This window comes from Sinorhizobium sp. 8-89, from assembly GCF_030124325.1.
Taxonomy (GTDB): domain Bacteria; phylum Pseudomonadota; class Alphaproteobacteria; order Rhizobiales; family Rhizobiaceae; genus Sinorhizobium.
In genome coordinates this window covers 41,866-59,350 of sequence record NZ_JASKLR010000007.1, presented here as the reverse complement: position 1 = coordinate 59,350, position 17,485 = coordinate 41,866, and the positions used below count along the sequence as shown (strand labels likewise).

The following is a 17,485-nucleotide window of genomic DNA, read 5'->3' as shown; positions in this document are numbered from 1 at the left end:
CAGCCAGCAATAAGGCATTCTACCAACTCTTCGAATCGGACATGCTGCAATCAAAATCCAACCGAGTGACTGCACCAATGAGCGCGATAAAGGTTGTTGATTACAACCCAGCATGGCCCGGTCTATTTGAGGAGGGAAAGAGTCGGATCATGGAACTGATCGGTGGCATGGTGGATGACATTCACCATGTCGGGAGCACATCGGTCGTCGGCCTTTGTGCGAAGCCCAAAATTGACATCGACGCAGTGCTTCGCAGCAATGCGATCGTTGTCGACGCAGTCGAGCGAGTGAAGGTGTGCTGCGACTTTACCTTCCACGGCGATCCATACAGTGATGGCATGTGGACGTTCACCTCAGGCCACGGCTCCTATGGCACTCGGCTCTATCTCTGCGGGCCGGAGAACCCCACGCACTTCAAACGCATGCTATTTCGCGATTGGCTCCGTACTCATCCGGTTGACGCTGCCGAATATGCCGCTCTGAAGCGCAAACTGGCAGCGGAGGCAAACGGCGACTGGAAATTCTACACTGGCGGCAAATCTGACTTCGTCGCGAAGATCGTGCGACAAGCGTCCGCCTAGTGCGGTTCAGTCAGCGCAGCTGCGCCTTCAGCGAGGCAGCCGGGAAGCAGGTGGCGGACAGGCCGTTCTTCGCCTGCCAGTCGCCGAGCGAGCGGCGCGTCTTGTAGCCCGGCAGGCCATCCACCTTGCCGACGTCGTAGCCCTTGGAAACGAGCGCCTTCTGCATCGCCAGCACGTCGGAACGCAGCATGTTTCCGACATCGCCCCACTGTCCCCGGAAGGCGCCGCCGCCGGACGCGATGCGATCGGCCAGGTTGCCGATGAAGAGCGCGTAGAGATCCGAATTGTTGTATTCCTTGATCACGTAGAAATTCGGCGTGACGATGAATTGCGGTCCATGGATCCCGGCCGGCACCAGCATCATGCCGGATGCCGCGCGCTCCGCCGGCGGAAAAGCCTTGCCGGAGATGCGGGAGATACCCATGCCGGCCCAGTCGGTGATCGGGCGCGCCAGATCCGGCCCTTCCTGGGCGCAGGAAACGGTCTCGGGGATCAGGACTTCAAAGCCCCAGTCACGACCGCCCTGCCAGCCTTTCTTCGAAAGGTAGTTGGCGATCGAAGCCAGGCTGTCCGGCACCGAATTCCAGATGTCGCGGCGTCCATCGCCGTCGAAATCCACGGCATATTTCAGGAAGCTCGACGGCAGGAACTGCGGCTGGCCCATGGCGCCGGCCCACGATCCGCGCATCTGCGTCTCCCGGACGTCGCCGCTTTCGAGAATGTGCAGCGCGGCGATCAGTTCGCGCCGAAAAAGCTCGGGCCGCGTCGACATGAAGGCCTTGGTCGCCAGCACGTCCATGATCGGATGCGGGATCTTCGCCCGCCCGAAGCCGGATTCCCGGCCCCAGATGGCCAGCACGATCGGCCCGGGAACGCCGTATGTGCGTTCGATGCGCTTCAAGGTCGAGGCGTGGGCGGAGGCTAGGCTTCGGCCGGTCACCGCCAATCCCTGCAGTCGCTTCTCGGAAAAATAGGAACCGGGAGATGAAAACTCCGCCTGGCTCTGCTTGCGCTCCTTCGGCTTCGGGAAGCCGGGAGGCGCAAGGTCGGGCAGGTCCCAATTGAGCTTCACATCGGCAAAGGCCGCCTTGAAGGATGCGGCCGAGATGCCGGATTTCTGCGCCTCTGGCCAGAGGTCGTTCTGCAGCCATTGGCGGAACTGCCCCTCCACGTCGGCTTTCGAAGCCGCGAAGGAAAGGCCGGCAAAGGAGCTAAGGCAAAGGATCAAGGCAGAAAGGAGTTTCAGCATCTGGCTTCCTGAATGAGGTGGCGCGCGATGCGCGCGGCGTCAGATTGTCGTGCGTGCCCGCAAGGCGGCCGCCAAAGTGCCTTCATCGAGATAATCAAGCTCGCCACCGACAGGAACGCCATGGGCGAGACGCGTGATTTTGACATCCATGCCTTCGAGCTGATCGGTGATGTAATGCGCCGTCGTCTGCCCCTCGACCGTCGCATTGACCGCGATGATCAGCTCGCGCACGCCGCCCTTCGCAACACGATCGACCAAGCCCTTGATGTTGAGATCGTCCGGTCCGATCCCGTCGAGCGGCGACAGCGTGCCGCCGAGCACGTGATAGGCGGTATTCATCGCTCCTGCGCGCTCCAGCGCCCAGAGGTCGGCGACATCCTCGACGACGATGATAACCGACTGGTCGCGCCGCTCGTCGGCGCAGACCGTGCAGGGATCGATCGTGTCGACATTGCCGCAGCAGGAGCAGATGCGGACCTTGCGATGCGCCTCGCCCATCGCTTCGGCGAGCGGTCCGAGCAGTTGCTCCTTCTTCTTGACGAGGTGCAGCGCCGCCCGGCGGGCGGAACGGGGGCCGAGGCCCGGCACTTTCGCCAGAAGCTGGATGAGTTTTTCGATTTCGGGGCCGGTGACTCGCTTTGCCATGCCGGGCTTTTAGCTCAATTCATCAGCAAACGGAATCGCTTTGACGCCGATCAGCGCACAGCGATCGCGACCGCAGCGCCGGCCATCGTGCCGGCGCTGGCGCGGTTGGCGATCCGGACCGCACGGCGGCTCCTCAGGAACTGGCGCGCCTTGGCGGCCATCACCACCCAGCCGAGATCGATCGCGACGAGCACGACGAACATGGTCGCCACCAGCTCCGTCCAGCCGAGGAAAGTGACCGAACCGAGATCGATGATCGACGGCAGCAGCGCCACGTAGAACATCATGATCTTGGGATTGCCAAGCGTGACGGTGAGGCCGGCAAAGAAGAGCTTCGACGCCGACCGGGTTTCCGGCAGGTTGTCGCCCGGCAGTTCCGGCTCAGCCGACCACATCTTCCAGGCGAGGAACAAAAGATAGGCCACACCCGCCCATTTGATCGCGACGAACATCCAGTGGAAGGTCTCGGCGATCGCCGCAAGACCGGCAACGGCGAAGGAAAGCCAGATCGCCTCGCCAATCCACATGGCGGCGAGGAAGGGAAGCACGTCGCGCGCGCCCTTCGAAAGCACACGGGCGACAAGCGCCGCGATGCTCGGTCCCGGTGATCCGGCTGCAATCAGCAACGCTCCCGCAAAGACAAGCAGTGACGCAAGGCTCATGGCCTGTTCCTCCCTCCCGCATTCCCCAAATCGCAGCCGATTCAAGGACACACGCAGCAATTCAAAGTGTTACAGCGTTCCTTGCGCGTCTGATTGCGGCCGGCGGCGCTGTGGGCCGGCAAGGTAACATGCTTTTTGCTTGTGCCACTATCCGCTCGGTGGAGTGCCATAGCCGTATACTTAGAAGGGCCGCTAATCAGAAGGGCAGCTTCATGCCGGGTGGAATCGGCAGGCCTGCGGTCAATTCGCGGGTCTTTTCCGCCTGTACGGCCTCGGCCTTGTCCTTGGCATCCTTGTGCGCGGCGACGATCAGGTCCTCGAGGATCTCGACATCGTCTTCCTTGAAGAGGGAGGGATCGATCTTCAGGCTTTTCATGTGGCCCTTACCATCAAGGCGGACAGCAACGAGGCCGCCGCCGGATGTCCCGTCGATTTCGAGCGCGGCGATCTCCGCCTGCAGCTTCTCCATCTTGGCCTGCATTTCCTTGACCTTGCCCATCATGCCCATGATGTCGCGCATCGTCGTCTCCTGTCCTTCGTATTCTCTTCCAAGAAGCTACTGCGTGTCCTTGAATCCAAGTGCTACAGCGACCTTTGTGCGTCTGAAAAGAGGCACGGCGCTGTAGTGGATTATTCGATGTCGTCGCTCGGGACGATATCGCCGTCTTCCGATTCGGCTGCTGCCGGAGCGACACTCTCGATTTCCTGTTCGGCCACACGGATCCGCACGTCGGTGACTCTGGCGCCCGGAAAGCGCGCGAGAATTGCCGCGACATCCGGGTCCTGGCGGGCGTCGTTGACCCGCTGCTCCTGCGCGCGCTGCTCCGCCTCGATCAATGTCGGCTCGCCCGTCTCGCGGCTGTAGCTGACGACCCAATGAATGCCGGTCCATTCCTTGAGCTTGACGGCGAGCTCGCCGAGCAGCGTTTTCGGCGCGTCGTCCGGCACGTTGACGTCGAGGCGGCCGGGCTCGATATGGACGAGCCTCAGGAAACCGCGCACCAGCGTCTTCAGCTTGATGTCCCTGTTCTTCCCGCAGAGATCGGCGATGTCGCTGATGGAGTTGACCGGAACCTTCGGCTGCGGCTTTGCGGTGCTCACCGGCGCGGGCCGCTCCTCGATGCGGCCGACACTCATCGGCTGAGGCGCTGCATCCGGCACGGCACGCAGCATGGTGGCGCCATTGCCCGACGATCGGTGAACGGGCGCTGCCTCAACGGAACGCGCCTGTGTGGAGGAGCCTGCCTGGACCTGACTTCCGCCGCCATTGCTGCGTGGCGTCGGGCGATCGCCGGCTCCCTCGCCGTCCGAAAGCTCCAGCAGCCGGCGTGCAGCATCTTCTGGCGACGGCAAATGGGCGGCATGGGCGAGCCTGATCAGGACCATTTCCGCGGCGCCGGCGGGGCGTGACGAGCTTTCCGCCTCGGGGATGCCCTTCAAAAGCATCTGCCAGATGCGCGAAAGCGCCGTCACCGCGACGTTGCCGGCGAATTCGGCGCCGCGCATGCGTTCAATCTCGCTCAGCGACTGGTCGTTCGCTGCGTCGGGAACATATTTCATCCGGGTGACGAGATGGGTGAAGTCGGCAAGGTCGGTCAGCACTACGGTCGGATTGGCGCCTGCCTCGTATTGCGCGGCGAACTCTTGAAGCGCCGCCGTCACGTCGCCTTTGACGATATGCTCGAAGAGGTCGACGATGCGGGCACGGTCGGCAAGTCCGAGCATGGAACGCACGGTTTCAAGCTCGACGGAGCCTCCGCCATGGGCGATCGCCTGGTCGAGCAGGGAAAGGCCGTCGCGTGCCGAGCCTTCGGCCGCGCGCGCGACCATGGCCAGCGCCTCGGGATCGAAAGGCACGCCTTCCTTGGCTAGGATCGTAGAGAAGAGACCGACGAGGTCCGACGCTCCGATGCGACGCAGGTCGAAGCGCTGGCAGCGCGACAGGACAGTAATCGGAACCTTACGGATTTCGGTGGTCGCGAAGATGAACTTCACATGCTCCGGCGGCTCCTCGAGCGTCTTCAACAGGCCATTGAAGGCCTGCGTCGAGAGCATGTGAACTTCGTCGATGATATAGACCTTGTAGCGGGCGGAAACCGGGCGGTAGCGCACCTGCTCGATGATCTCGCGGATATCGTCGATGCCGGTGTGCGACGCGGCGTCCATCTCGATCACGTCGACATGGCGGCCGTCCATGATCGCCTGGCAGTGCTCGCCCGGCACGCGCAGATCGATCGTCGGCTTGTCGATCTCGGCGGTCTTGTAGTTGAGGGCGCGCGCCAGGATGCGGGCTGTCGTCGTTTTGCCGACGCCGCGGACACCCGTCAGCATATAGGCCTGCGCGATCCGGCCGGTCTCAAAAGCGTTGATGAGCGTGCGCACCATCGGCTCCTGCCCGACCATTAAATCGGAGAAGTCCTTGGGCCGATATTTACGCGCCAGAACACGGTAGGCGGCTGGCTTTTGTTCGGATGAAAAAGACGTTTCGTCGCTCATCGACCCTGCCGCTGCTCGAATTCTTGTCCCGACAGGACGGAGACACGAAGATAAGGTGGGAGGCTGGCACGATGACCCGTGCCGGGGCTCGTTAGGGCTGCTTCCTTCCGGACCTGACCCGGTTGGCGAGTGGCTCGTCCACCACCAACCTCCCGGCTTTCATATCGGCAATATCGAAAGCAAATGCAAGCCAAGCCTTCAAAAAACTGGTATCGATATGCAAAACAAGGGCGAATCCGCGCCCTAGATCATGATGATTCTGGGTCGAAAACGGCCCAAATCATAAACGTGCTTGGTTCTAGAGAGTTGACGCGGGATGCGGGCGGAAAACCGAACACACTTTCCTCATCCCGCTCCAGCCGAGGATATTCTGTTGACGACCTTTCCTCTCGACGAGCGACTTCAGCGCGACGGCATACCGATCGCCTCGATCGGCCTTTGCCAATTGAGGCTGATGAATGACCGCCGTTGGCCGTGGCTGATCCTCATTCCCCAGCGCCCGGACATTTCAGAGATTTTCGAGCTGACGCCGCTCGACCAGACGATGCTGACCTTCGAGACCAACATGGTGGCAGCCGCGCTGAAAAAGGTCACAGGCGCCGACAAGATCAATATCGGCGCGCTCGGCAATATCGTCCGGCAGCTTCATGTGCATATCATAGCCCGCCGGGAAGGCGATCCGAACTGGCCGGGCCCGGTCTGGGGCTTCGGCAAAGCCGAGCCGTGGCCGGCGGACGAGCATCAGGCATTTGCAGCACGCATTCTGGAAAATCTCTGAAGATGACAAAAACGATCTTTGACCTTCGAAGCCCGCATCCGGAGCCGAGCACCCTCGTCGCCTTTGCGGAAAACCACCTGGACCGACAATCCGAGCACCGCCCAGACGATTGCGTGGAGGTGGCGTCGAAGCATCCGGGCGCGCATTTCCTCGCCTTTTCCGGCGCGAAGCTGATCGTCAAGCACGACGAGAAGATCATCGATCCGCTCTTCGCACCCTATGAGCTCGAAGGTCTGGAGCCGGCGCTCGACGAGGCGATCCTGCTCGGATATCTGCCGAACGGCGAGCCGCGGCTGGCCGTGCCGTCAGGCCTGACCGAGGAAACGCTGCCCGGGCCGTTCAAGTGTGCCGACGCGCGCACGCTCTACCGGCAGCAGATGCTGCCCGAAGAATTGCTCGGCCAGTTTGCACAGGGATCGAGCCTGATCGTGTGGAACGCCAACAACCGCTTTTGCGGCCGCTGCGGCGGGCCGATGGACGGCGCGGCGGGCGGTTACCGGCGCGTGTGCACGGCCTGCAACCACATGGTCTTTCCACGCACCGATCCTGTCGTTATCATGCTGACGATCGATCTCGAGCGCGATCTCTGCCTCCTTGGCCGCAGCCCGCATTTCGTGCCGGGTATGTATTCCTGCCTCGCGGGCTTCGTCGAGCCGGGCGAGACGATCGAGAACGCCGTGCGCCGCGAAACGCGGGAGGAGTCCGGCATCCGCATCGGCCGGGTGCGCTATCATGCCTCGCAGCCCTGGCCGTTGCCGCATTCGCTGATGATCGGCTGCTACGCCGAAGCGAAATCGACCGTGATCAAGCGCGACGAGCAGGAACTCGAAGACGTCCGGTGGTTCACGCGGGCCGAGACCGAAGCGATGCTCGAACGCACGACGGGCGTGGCCGACACGGGCGACGAGCACATTCCGCCGCCGAAGGGCGCCATCGCCCATCAGTTGATGCGCGACTGGCTTGCCTGGCCGGAACGGAGCTGAATCGCGGGCGCGGATGCGACTACTACTGACACATTCGTCACGTTCGATCCGGACGGACATCGCCAGCCTCTGTCTCTACGACGAATGACAAGTCCGAAAGGGCACGGCGGCTTCTGAGGTATAAAAACACTCACACCCCGCGCGGAACGCCGGCGGGGTGTGGAAGACTTGCAGCGCCGTGCGTCTTTTATCAGACGCACAAAGGTCGCTGTTACACTTTCAGTTGCTGCATGTTCTTCTCCTGAAATCGATTCCGATCTAAGGAAACATACAGCGCCGCCCGCCTGCCTTGGCGCGCGGCATTTGTATTACCGGCCGTAAACGGCAGCGTGAATCTGAGAACGGGAAATACCGATGTCGCTTAGCACATGATCGTCGAGAGCGTTCAGCTCGCGGACAGCGCGGCGCATCTTTGCATATTCCATGATCTTCTGGCGGATCTTCATCTTTGACACTCCATATTTTGATGAAGGTCAAATAGGCATTTGCCTAAGATTTAAGTAGTTCCATGATTGCAGATTAGGCATGCACCAGACGCGTAGCCAGTTAACGAAATTTCGCCATCTTTTCCGTCCGCGGGCCCTCGATTGCCAAAATCCTGGCGCAGTCCGGATCATGACAATTCAAGTGGACAGGCGTCGAGCCAGCTCGACGCTCCGATATCGCCCGACGGCGCGATCGTCCGCTTAGAGTACGCCGCGCATCGGATGCGCCCGGTAGGTGCCGAGGATGCGCACCTTCTCCGAGAAAAAGCGCAGCTCGTCCATCGCGTGGCGAACCGGCGCGTCGTCAGGGTGGCCTTCGATATCGGCGTAAAACTGGGTGGCGACGAACTTGCCGCCGAGCTGGTAGCTCTCGAGCTTCGTCATGTTGATGCCGTTGGTGGCAAAGCCGCCCATCGCCTTGTAGAGCGCGGCAGGAATATTGCGCACGTTGAAAACGAAGGTGGTGATGATCAGTTCATCGTCAGAGGTCCGCGCGATCCGCTGCTCTTCCCGCGAAAGAACGACGAATCGTGTGACGTTGCTGTCGGTGTCCTCGACATTCTCGGCGATGATGTCGAGTCCGTAAAGGTCGGCGGCAAGGCGCGGAGCCAGGGCCGCCATGGAACGGTCGCCGGTTTCCGCTACCAGCTTTGCCGCACCGGCCGTGTCACCGGCCACCACCGGCTTCCAGCCGTTGGCGCGAACGATCTTGCGGCACTGGCCCAGCGCATGGATATGACTGTGCACCGTACGGATCTCTTCCCGGGAGACGCTGGGCAGCACCATCAATTGAAAGCGAATCGGCATGAAATATTCGCCAACGATGTGCAGGCGCGATTCCGGGAGCAGGTGATGGATGTCGGCGACACGCCCGGCGATCGTGTTTTCGATCGGAATCATGGCGAGATCGGCGTCGCCGTTCTCCACCGCCACGAAGGCATCCTCGAAGGTCTGGCACGGCAGCGGTTCCATCGACGGGAACATGTCACGGCAAGCCATATCGGAATTGGCACCGAAGTCGCCCTGGAAGGAAATCCTGTTGGTCTTGACGGTCACTTTTCGAATTCCTTCTCAGGCTTTGACGGAGAGAATGCGGCGGGCCTTTTCGAGATCTTCCGGCGTGTCGACACCGAGGGGGACCGAGTTGACGATCTCGACGTCGATGCGCATCCCTGCCTCAAGCGCCCGCAATTGTTCGAGCGACTCGCGCTTTTCGAGGACCGAAGGTTTCAGCGACACGAACGTTTCAAGCGCCTTGCGCCGATAGGCGTAGAGGCCGATGTGATGGTAGAGCGGTCCGGGGCCGTGTGGTGCGGTCGCGCGGGTGAAATAGAGAGCGCGCAGGCGGCTCTCGGAAATCGGCGAGCCGACAACCTTCACGACATTGGGATTGGTCTTTTCATGCTCGTCGGTGATCTCGACCGTGAGCGTCGCGATGTCGGTCGCGGCGTTTTCGAGCGGCTTGAGCGCCGCGCGGATCGGGCCGGGCTCGATCGTCGGCAGGTCGCCCTGGACGTTGATCACGATCTCGGCATTCCCGTCGGGGTCCGCCTTCAGCAGGGCTTCATGGATACGGTCCGAGCCGGACTGATGGTCGACCCGCGTCATGATCGCCTCGAAACCGGCATCGCTGACCGCTTCGAACACGTCGCGGTGGTCAACGGCGACGACGATACGCCCGACGTCCGCCTCGGCCGCCCGCTTGGCCACCTGCACGATCATCGGCAAGCCGCAAATGTCGGCGAGAGGTTTGCCGGGCAGGCGTGTGGACGCCATCCGCGCAGGAATGAGCACGAGAGCTTTGGCAGAATTTCCGCGATTCATCGTCTAGCCTTAAAAAACCCCGCTGAAAGTGTCAAAAAGTCTCACTTCAGGGGCCATAATCTCTGTTGCAACGCAGAGCCAAAAGACATAGGTTCCGCGCGATTTCAAGATGGGCCGGGTTTTTGTTGACGCCGGTGGCAAAGGGAGCGTTTGCAGATGAATTCATATGTGAACATGGGCGTGGGTGCCTTGCTGGGTACGGTCTTCGTTCTGATGTCTGTATCCATTGCATCGGAAGGCATTTTCCATTCCGAAGCTCCCGAGAAGGAAGGCTTCGCCATCGTCGCGGAGGAAACCGCGACGGAAGCTGGTGGTGCGGGCGGCGAAGAAGCGCAGTCCGAACCGATCGCAGCGCTGCTTGCCAAGGCGGATGCTTCTGCCGGGGAAGCCGTGTTCAAGAAATGCGCGAGCTGTCACACCATTGAGAAGGGCGGAGCGAACAAGGTCGGCCCGAATCTCTGGGGCGTGATCAACCGCCCGGTCGCGTCGCATGAGGGCTTCAGCTATTCCGCCGGCATGCAGACCTTCGCCGAAGGCGGCAAGGTCGTATGGGACTATGACCACCTGAGCTTCTTCCTCGAAGCGCCGAAGAAACATGTCCCGGGCACGGCCATGGGCTTTGCCGGTCTCAAGAAAGGCGACGAACGCGCCAACCTGATCGCCTGGCTGCGCGAACAGGCCGATAGCCCTGCACCGCTTCCGGACCCGGCAGCAGCCGGCGATTCCGGCTCCAGCGAAGCAAAGCCCGCGGAGGGCCAGACCGCTCAGGAAGGCCAGGCCCCGGCACCCGCACCGGCGAACTAACTCTGAAACGACGCAATTCCGGACGGAAAGCCGTTACGGAATTGCTCCGAGTCGTCAGACGCGAGATCTGATTTGAAAGCCCGGCCTCTGGCCGGGTTTCTTTGTTTTCCGGGTCACATCAGCAGATAGGCCCAGGCCGAAACGCTAAGCACGCCCAGCGCCGTCGTCAGCGTGATCGTCGACGAGGCGAGCGCATGACCGACGTTGAAATGATTAGCAATCAGCCAGGCGTTTACGCCGGTCGGGACGGAGGAGGTCAGCACGAGCGCGGCCGTCCAGCTCTCGTTGAGTCCCAGGAGATGACAGGCGCCAAAGACGACGCCCGGCAGCACGAGCAGCTTCAGCGTGCTGGTGACGGCCGCAAGCCCGGTATTTCCGGCCAGACCGTATTTGTCGAGCGCCATGCCGATCGACACGAGCGCGGCCGGCGCCGCCGTGCCGGCGAGCTGGTCGACGACGACCTTCGCCGGTCCGCCAAGCGGTTGCTCCAGAAGGTGAAAGAGTGCGCCAAAGGCGAGACCGATCACCAGGGGATTGCGAGCGAGATTGCGCGCGACGCCGGCAAGCAGCTTCAAGGGGCTTTGCCCTGGCCTGCCGCTCGTTTTCCGGTCCGCGCGCTCCATCAACACCGTGCCGGCGATCATCATGACGGGCAGATGGACGGAGAGCAGGATCGACAGCGCCACGACTCCATCCTCGCCGACCACGCGTGAAACCAGGGGCAGCCCTATGAACACGGTGTTGGCGAAGGCCGACGACACACCCGCGAGCACGCCCATGCGCGCATCGCGGCCGAAGGCAAAGGTCGCCGCCAGATGGCCGACCGTCCAGGTCACGGCGACGCCGGAAAAATAGGCGACCCAGAGCGGCCATGGCGAGCCCTCCTTGAAATCGGCCTCGGCGATCGTGCGGAATAAAAGGACCGGCACCGCGACACGAAAGACGAAGTCGCCGAGCGCATCGCCGACGGCCGGTTTCAGATAACCGAGCTTCACGACCAACCAGCCGGTCAGAATCAGAACGAAGATCGGGAGAACATTCAGGAAAATATCGGACATGGTGAGCCTTGGGTGGGTGCTAGAGGCATAAACCCGTTCGATCGATCGAGGCAAGGGCGCATTCGTGAGGGCACATTCTCAAGGGCACATTCTCAAGGGCACATTCCAGGACAGGCCGCGGCACCGGCTCCGAGAGATATTGCAGGCGGAACATTCCGCCTGCGCAAGCGTTCCGAAAGACTACGGGAAAACGCTGATGGCGACAGATAAGTCCTTCTATTCGCATCGTGACGACGATCCGCATCTGACGGATGACGATCTAGCCGATAAGGTGCTGCGCTTCATTCGCTACGCGACCTTCGTGGACACGAGCGGGATTTCCGTCATGGCGCTTGGCGGCATGGTTGTGCTTTCCGGCAATGTCGCCGAAGAGGCAGACATTGCCTCCGCCGGAGAGGCCGCCGCCTCGGTCATCGGCGTCACGAGCGTCGAGAACCGGCTGACGGTGCGGCCGGACGAAGCAGCCGACTGAGCACAACGGCCACGAGATGGCGCGCACACGGACAAAAGGCAACCTTTTGGTTGCCTTTTTCGTTTCGACCTGCGAAGATATTGGCAACCTGGAGGTTGCATCATGATGGATCGCATTCAAAAGAGCATCGAAATCGACGCGCCAGTCGAAAAGGTTTGGCGTGCGCTCACGGACCACACGGCGTTCGGCGAATGGTTTCGGGTAAGACTCGACGGGCCCTTCGCCGTCGGAAAGGAAACAACCGGCGAAATGACCTATCCCGGCCATGAGGGCACAAAGTGGAGGTCGGTGACGGAGCGAATGGAGGCGCCGACATTGTTTTCCTTCCGATGGCCGCATGCCGAGAATCCCGGCGCCGATCTCTCGACGTCACCCACCACGCTGGTGGAATTCCGTCTCGAACCGACGGCGAAGGGCACGCGCCTGACCATCGTCGAGTCCGGTTTCGAGACGCTGCCGGAGGATCGCCGCATGGAAGCGTTGCGCGGCAATGAAGGCGGATGGGAGATTCAGGCGGGAAACATCAAGGTTTATGTCGAAGCCTGAGCTTGGCGATCCTGGCCCCGTCGAGGTCTTCGCCGCGCTCGGCGACCCGACCCGCCTTTCGCTTCTGACGAAGCTCAGCGATGGCCAAACGCGGTCGATCGCCACGCTTTCGGCCGACACGAAGCTGACGCGGCAGGCCGTGACCAAACACCTGCACGTGTTGGAACGGGCCGGTCTCGTGGCAAGCATCCGCGTCGGCCGCGAAAGCCAGTTCGGCTACCGCCCCGAGCCGGTAGCCGAGGCACGGTCGTATCTCGACAGGGTTTCAGCCCAATGGGACGAGGCCCTGGCGCGGCTCAAGGCGCTGGTCGAGCGATGATGGCGTCGGTGACCACTGCTCGCGTTTGGTCTGCTTAATTCGAGCGGCATCCGGCTAAACCGTTGCCGGGCTGGTAATTACCCGAGCGTGCGTCCGTTCGCTTCGGAGAGGCTCTTCCGGTCAAGTCCTGAAGATCGTATACACCACCTTTTAGGACACGCAGGAGAATCCCGATGCATCGTCTCGGTTTCGTGGTCTTTCCCGGATTTCAGGTCATGAGCCTCTCTGTCCTGACGGTGTTCGAGGTGACGAACATTCATCTTGGCACTCCCGCTTACGCGATCACATTGCTCTCGGAGAAAGGCGGACCGGTGCGCTCGTCCGCGGGCTTTAGCGTCGACACAGAGGCGTTCGGCGATGCGACGTTCGACACGGTCGTTTTCGGCGCCGGCACCGAGATCGAGCCGTCGTCGCCCGGCCTCGTCGCCTTGGTCCGGCATTCAATGGAAACGGCGCGCCGTATCGCGGCGCCCTGCACCGGCGCCTTCGTCCTCGCGGATGCGGGCGTTCTCGAGGGACGGCGCGTCACCACCCACTGGTACTTCGCCCGCGACCTGCAAAATCGCTTCCCGGATCTAGAGGTGGAGGAAGACCGTATCTACCTGATAGACGGGCCGGTCTGGACTTCGGCGGGAATGACCGCGGGGATCGACCTTGCGCTCGCTATGGTCGAGAAGGATCACGGTCAGGACGTGGCGCGCGCCGTGGCGCGGAAGCTGGTCGTCTATCATCGAAGGGCCGGTGGCCAGTCGCAATTTTCGACGCTGCTCGAACTCGATCCGAAGTCGGATCGGATCCAGAGCGCGCTCAGCCATGCCCGGCGGAACCTGCGGAACACGCTGTCGGTGGAGGAGCTCGCCGATGCCGCCCGCCTCAGCCCGCGCCAGTTCAGCCGCGCATTTCGTGCGGAAACCGGCCAATCGCCGGCAAAGGCCGTCGAGCATCTCCGTGTCGAGGCTGCACGCGTGATGATGGAAGAAGGACGTCATTCCATGGATGTGATCGCTCGCGAGGCCGGCTTTGCCGACCGGGAGCGAATGCGCCGGGCATTTCTCCGGATCCTGGGGCAACCGCCCCAGACCATCCGCCGCAATGCCAGGGCGATGGCCTGACTCAGAAAACCGCGTCGCCAGCCATCGAGCGAGGGAGCATCAGCCCGTTCGGAGTCAGTCGCGCTGCCCCTAGCGATTGAGGAGCCAAAGGATCGCCGAAAGCACAATGCTGAAAAGCAGCCCGGTTGTGATGGGAATATAAATCGTAAAGTTCTCTCGCTGGATCAGAATGTCGCCGGGCAGCCTGCCCAAGCCAATGCGCGTCAGCCACGGCCAGAGAATACCGACCGCGACTATAACAAGTCCGACGATGATCAGGATTCGGGACATGGCGCAGGCATGTTGTGTTTTGCGAATTCAACCGTCCGGCATGATGTCTGACTTCGCATCATATAACAACGTGATAGGCAACGCGCTCGTATTGCGGCAGCAACGGGCCTACCGAGCCGATCTCTCCGCTGTCAGTCAGCCGTCGGGTATTGCTCGTTCAACCCGGACTTCCACCCAATTGAGACGGTCGGGCGGCCGCGAACGCCCTTCCCGTGTGTCGGCTGTTATCCCTCACCGTGATAGGAAGCTATGCAGGTGTCCGCACTCTCACGCCCACACGCCATGCGGAAGGGGACGGTGACGTTGTACAAATCGGCCGCCACGCCGTGACGTTCGAAGCGCCTCTAACAACGCACGGCAATAAGCGGTCACCAATCATTGAAAATCCTTGAACAACTGGGGTCTATCAAGGCCGGACTGTTGTTCCTATGACTCTCCCTGTGTCGGTGACGAGCCTCACCGACACACCATGCTTTGTGGCACAGGCCGCCGGGCTCCCGAGGTGAACTGATGGAATCCTGCGATGTCATTCAAACCATTGCTTGGCCACGGACGTATCCGGACCCGGGAAGAACAATCAGCACCGCTGCAAACTGCGTCCTGGATTGATTCGTCAGTCATATTCGACAGCCGGCGCTGGGCATGCCAGGAGGCAGAACTACGTTGGACGGCACCTCATCATTTGATCGTGTTGACAGATGCGGGAAGCACGTCCCGAACATCGATCCGGACCGAGGGCAAGACACTTTATGACGGGCGGGACCGACCCGGAGTCCTCACTTTTGTTCCCGCCGGCGCAGAACGCGTCGGCTTTTACCGCGACGTGGACCTCTCCTATTCTGCTCTGTGGATCGATCCCGCGCTTGCGCTTCCGGGTTTGGAACGCCTGCGCGACATTCCGATTCTGGTAAACGAAAGCGACGCGGTCATCGGCACGCTTTTGCGCTCGCTTTGCACCGAGATGTTATTCGGCCACCGGCCGGACACCGTCTATGTCGAGCATCTGGTATCCCTCGCCGGTTTGCGCATGGCTGGCTTGAGCGGAAATCGGTTTCCGACCTCGAACCGCGGCCGGCTCGGCCGCCGGATGCTAGAGCGTGTCCGCGACTACATCGACACCCACATCGCCTCCGATATCTCGCTCAGCGACGTGGCAGCCATTGCCGGCATGCCGGTCGACACGTTCGCGCGTCGTTTCAAGGAGACGACCGGCCGTCCGCCCTATGCCTATGTACTCGAAGAACGCGTAAGGAGGGCGGAACTGCTCCTGCGCGATACCAACATCGCAATAGGCGCCATTGCGTTCCGCCTCGGCTTCTCCAGCCAGAGCCACTTCACCACGACGTTCCGCCGCCTCAAGGGCATCACCCCGCGAGTCTACCGGCTGCACTTTTCTCCGGAATCCTGACAGCGCCCCCGGTTTCCTGAAAGAAAACGGTCCCGCATACTCCCAAGTCCAACAGGTCAAAGAAAGCAATTCGCCCGGCTCGCCGGAGGGTAGAGACCCTTGCGGGCGGCCCGAGCCCTTGTGACCGGGAGATCATTCATGGCTGAAACGGACTACAGGATCACGCGCCGGGCGGTTCTGGAAGGCGGGGCAGCGACCTGCCTGTTCCTGGCATCCGGCTTACCCGTCGGTGCTCAGAACGCTGGCGTGGTCATGACGGCCGGGCCTGCCAATGCACCGATATCGCGAATACCGATGACGTTCAGGATCAACGCAACCGAACATGCACTGGAGCTTGACCCGCGCACGACCCTGCTTGACGCCTTGCGAAACCACCTCGGCCTCACCGGTTCGAAGAAAGGCTGCGACCACGGCCAGTGCGGCGCCTGCACAGTTCTCGTGAACGGCCGACGGATCAATTCCTGCCTCTCGCTCGCAGCCCAGCATGAAGGCGACGAGATAACGACCGTCGAGGGGCTCGCTGACGGCGACCGACTGCACCCAGTCCAGGCAGCCTTTGTCGCCCAGGATGGATTTCAATGCGGCTATTGCACGCCAGGACAGATCTGTTCCGCCGTCGGAATGCTCGAGGAAGTCAGGGCCGGCTGGCCGAGCCATGCAAGTGCCGACGTGGCATCCGGGCCGGGGGCGCTTACCGAAGCAGAGATCCGCGAGCGCATGAGCGGCAACATCTGCCGCTGTGCTGCCTATCCCAACATCGTCGCCGCGATCCGCGACGCAGCCGAAGAGGTCTGAGCCCATGCAACCCTTTACCTACCAGCGCGCTAACAACGTGAAGGAGGCGGCCGCCGCAGTGGCGGCCAATCGTGAAGCGAGGTTCATCAGCGGCGGCACCAATCTTCTCGACTTGATGAAACTGGAGATCGAGCGGCCGACACATCTCCTCGACATCAGTCGGCTGCCGCTCGACAGCATCGAGGAGACGCCGGAGGGCGGCCTGCGGGTCGGGGCACAGGTCCGCAACAGCGATCTCGCCGCCGACCCACGGGTGCGATCACGCTATCCCGTGCTCTCGCAAGCGCTTCTCGCGGGCGCATCCGGCCAGATCCGCAACAAGGCCTCGACCGCAGGCAATCTCCTGCAGCGCACACGCTGTTTCTATTTCTACGACCGCAACATGCCCTGCAACAAGCGAGAGCCGGGAACAGGCTGCGCGGCCCTCGAGGGCTTCAACCGGATACATGCCGTGCTCGGCGCCAGTGAGGCTTGCATCGCCGTGCACCCCTCGGACATGGCGGTGGCCATGGCCGCACTCAACGCCGAGGTCGAGACCACCTTGCCCGACGGCACAATCCGCACGATGCCCATCGGCGACCTCCACCGGTTGCCGGGAGCGACGCCGCATGTCGAGACGGCCCTCGGCCACGGCGAAATGATCACCGCCGTGATCCTGCCGCCCGCGCCGCCCGGCCGTCAGCTTTACCGCAAGGTGCGCGACCGCGCTTCCTACGCCTTTGCGCTCGTCTCGGTCGCGACCGTTATCGAAAAGAGCGGCGACCGCATACGGAGTGCCCGCATCGCGATCGGCGGCGTTGCACCGAAGCCCTGGCGCCCGTTGGAAGCGGAGTACGTGCTTGCCGGGGCAGCGGCCGCCGACTCCGCCTTTACCGAGGCCGCCGAGAGCGCGCTCGCCGGAGCCGTCGGCCGTGGTGGCAATGATTTCAAGATCCCGCTGGCAAAGCGCACGCTACGGCAGACGCTCGCCGCGGCTGTCGAAGGTGCATGAGGTGCGA

Annotated in this window: 21 protein-coding genes and 1 other RNA gene; 11 read left to right on the top strand and 11 right to left on the bottom strand. The window is 62.1% G+C overall.

From position 1 onward, the window contains the following. Positions 1–77 precede the first annotated feature (77 nt). A complete protein-coding gene (locus QN219_RS15655; RefSeq protein ID WP_284000881.1) occupies positions 78–581 on the top strand; it encodes a GrpB family protein in 504 nt (167 codons plus the stop codon). A gap of 10 nt (positions 582–591) precedes the next feature. Here the strand turns inward: QN219_RS15655 and QN219_RS15650 are convergent, their stop codons facing one another. The 6 genes from QN219_RS15650 to ffs all read right to left on the bottom strand — a co-directional run bounded on the left by QN219_RS15650 (position 592) and on the right by ffs (position 5,786). Beyond that, positions 592–1,830 (bottom strand): lytic murein transglycosylase, encoded by a 1,239-nt coding sequence (locus QN219_RS15650; RefSeq protein ID WP_284000651.1) that lies wholly within the window; start codon positions 1,828–1,830, stop codon positions 592–594. 39 nt (positions 1,831–1,869) lie between these two features. Further along, a complete protein-coding gene (recR, locus tag QN219_RS15645) occupies positions 1,870–2,475 on the bottom strand; it encodes a recombination mediator RecR (protein WP_284000650.1) in 606 nt (201 codons plus the stop codon). Between the two features lie 50 nt (positions 2,476–2,525). Then, positions 2,526–3,137: a LysE family translocator gene (locus QN219_RS15640; protein WP_269279467.1), complete on the bottom strand. Its 612-nt coding sequence runs from the start codon at positions 3,135–3,137 to the stop codon at positions 2,526–2,528. Positions 3,138–3,333: 196 nt separating this feature from the next. After that, a complete protein-coding gene (locus tag QN219_RS15635) occupies positions 3,334–3,657 on the bottom strand; it encodes a YbaB/EbfC family nucleoid-associated protein (RefSeq protein ID WP_284000649.1) in 324 nt (107 codons plus the stop codon). 110 nt (positions 3,658–3,767) lie between these two features. Next, positions 3,768–5,633 carry a DNA polymerase III subunit gamma/tau gene (locus QN219_RS15630; RefSeq protein WP_284000648.1) on the bottom strand — a complete coding sequence of 622 codons (1,866 nt, stop codon included), beginning with the start codon at positions 5,631–5,633 and terminating at the stop codon, positions 3,768–3,770. A 55-nt stretch (positions 5,634–5,688) separates the two neighbouring features. Next, an RNA gene (ffs, locus tag QN219_RS15625) (signal recognition particle sRNA small type) lies at positions 5,689–5,786 on the bottom strand. A gap of 163 nt (positions 5,787–5,949) precedes the next feature. Between ffs and QN219_RS15620 the strand changes: the two genes are divergently transcribed. Beyond that, entirely contained in the window at positions 5,950–6,411 is a 462-nt protein-coding gene (locus QN219_RS15620) for an HIT family protein (protein ID WP_284000646.1), read from the top strand. Positions 6,412–6,413: 2 nt separating this feature from the next. Further along, entirely contained in the window at positions 6,414–7,394 is a 981-nt protein-coding gene (nudC, locus tag QN219_RS15615; RefSeq protein ID WP_284000645.1) for an NAD(+) diphosphatase, read from the top strand. A 308-nt stretch (positions 7,395–7,702) separates the two neighbouring features. On the opposite strand, the gene QN219_RS15610 is transcribed toward nudC, so the two are convergent. From QN219_RS15610 to QN219_RS15600, 3 genes are all read right to left on the bottom strand, one after another. Further along, positions 7,703–7,840, bottom strand: a complete 138-nt coding sequence (locus QN219_RS15610; RefSeq protein WP_173511287.1) for a DUF1127 domain-containing protein — start codon at positions 7,838–7,840, stop codon at positions 7,703–7,705. Positions 7,841–8,080: 240 nt separating this feature from the next. Beyond that, positions 8,081–8,935 (bottom strand): prephenate dehydratase, encoded by an 855-nt coding sequence (locus QN219_RS15605; RefSeq protein ID WP_284000643.1) that lies wholly within the window; start codon positions 8,933–8,935, stop codon positions 8,081–8,083. Between the two features lie 15 nt (positions 8,936–8,950). Then, a complete protein-coding gene (locus tag QN219_RS15600; protein WP_284000642.1) occupies positions 8,951–9,703 on the bottom strand; it encodes a 3-deoxy-manno-octulosonate cytidylyltransferase in 753 nt (250 codons plus the stop codon). A 156-nt stretch (positions 9,704–9,859) separates the two neighbouring features. On the opposite strand from QN219_RS15600, the gene QN219_RS15595 reads away from it, so the two are divergent. Beyond that, entirely contained in the window at positions 9,860–10,507 is a 648-nt protein-coding gene (locus QN219_RS15595) for a cytochrome c family protein (RefSeq protein WP_269279487.1), read from the top strand. Between the two features lie 113 nt (positions 10,508–10,620). Here QN219_RS15595 and QN219_RS15590 read toward each other — a convergent pair whose 3' ends face one another. After that, a complete protein-coding gene (locus QN219_RS15590; protein ID WP_284000641.1) occupies positions 10,621–11,565 on the bottom strand; it encodes an AEC family transporter in 945 nt (314 codons plus the stop codon). A gap of 196 nt (positions 11,566–11,761) precedes the next feature. Here QN219_RS15590 and QN219_RS15585 point away from each other — a divergent pair, with 196 nt between their 5' ends. The 4 genes from QN219_RS15585 (at position 11,762) to QN219_RS15570 (ending at position 14,014) form a co-directional block, all read left to right on the top strand. Next, complete coding sequence (locus QN219_RS15585) at positions 11,762–12,037, top strand: BON domain-containing protein (RefSeq protein ID WP_284000640.1); 276 nt, start codon at positions 11,762–11,764, stop codon at positions 12,035–12,037. Between the two features lie 102 nt (positions 12,038–12,139). Then, complete coding sequence (locus tag QN219_RS15580; protein ID WP_284000639.1) at positions 12,140–12,583, top strand: SRPBCC family protein; 444 nt, start codon at positions 12,140–12,142, stop codon at positions 12,581–12,583. Continuing rightward, complete coding sequence (locus QN219_RS15575) at positions 12,570–12,902, top strand: metalloregulator ArsR/SmtB family transcription factor (RefSeq protein ID WP_284000637.1); 333 nt, start codon at positions 12,570–12,572, stop codon at positions 12,900–12,902. The genes QN219_RS15580 and QN219_RS15575 overlap by 14 nt, the downstream gene beginning before the upstream one ends. A gap of 173 nt (positions 12,903–13,075) precedes the next feature. Continuing rightward, positions 13,076–14,014 carry a GlxA family transcriptional regulator gene (locus QN219_RS15570; protein WP_284000636.1) on the top strand — a complete coding sequence of 313 codons (939 nt, stop codon included), beginning with the start codon at positions 13,076–13,078 and terminating at the stop codon, positions 14,012–14,014. 69 nt (positions 14,015–14,083) lie between these two features. Here QN219_RS15570 and QN219_RS15565 read toward each other — a convergent pair whose 3' ends face one another. Beyond that, positions 14,084–14,284 carry a DUF2905 domain-containing protein gene (locus tag QN219_RS15565; RefSeq protein WP_284000635.1) on the bottom strand — a complete coding sequence of 67 codons (201 nt, stop codon included), beginning with the start codon at positions 14,282–14,284 and terminating at the stop codon, positions 14,084–14,086. A gap of 688 nt (positions 14,285–14,972) precedes the next feature. Between QN219_RS15565 and QN219_RS15560 the strand changes: the two genes are divergently transcribed. The 3 genes from QN219_RS15560 to QN219_RS15550 all read left to right on the top strand — a co-directional run bounded on the left by QN219_RS15560 (position 14,973) and on the right by QN219_RS15550 (position 17,478). Further along, positions 14,973–15,692 (top strand): AraC family transcriptional regulator, encoded by a 720-nt coding sequence (locus tag QN219_RS15560; RefSeq protein ID WP_284000880.1) that lies wholly within the window; start codon positions 14,973–14,975, stop codon positions 15,690–15,692. Positions 15,693–15,830: 138 nt separating this feature from the next. Further along, a complete protein-coding gene (locus QN219_RS15555; protein WP_284000633.1) occupies positions 15,831–16,487 on the top strand; it encodes a 2Fe-2S iron-sulfur cluster-binding protein in 657 nt (218 codons plus the stop codon). Positions 16,488–16,491: 4 nt separating this feature from the next. Next, the gene (locus QN219_RS15550; protein ID WP_284000632.1) at positions 16,492–17,478 is read left to right on the top strand and encodes a xanthine dehydrogenase family protein subunit M; all 987 of its coding nucleotides are present in this window, start codon (positions 16,492–16,494) and stop codon (positions 17,476–17,478) included. Positions 17,479–17,485: the final 7 nt, after the last annotated feature.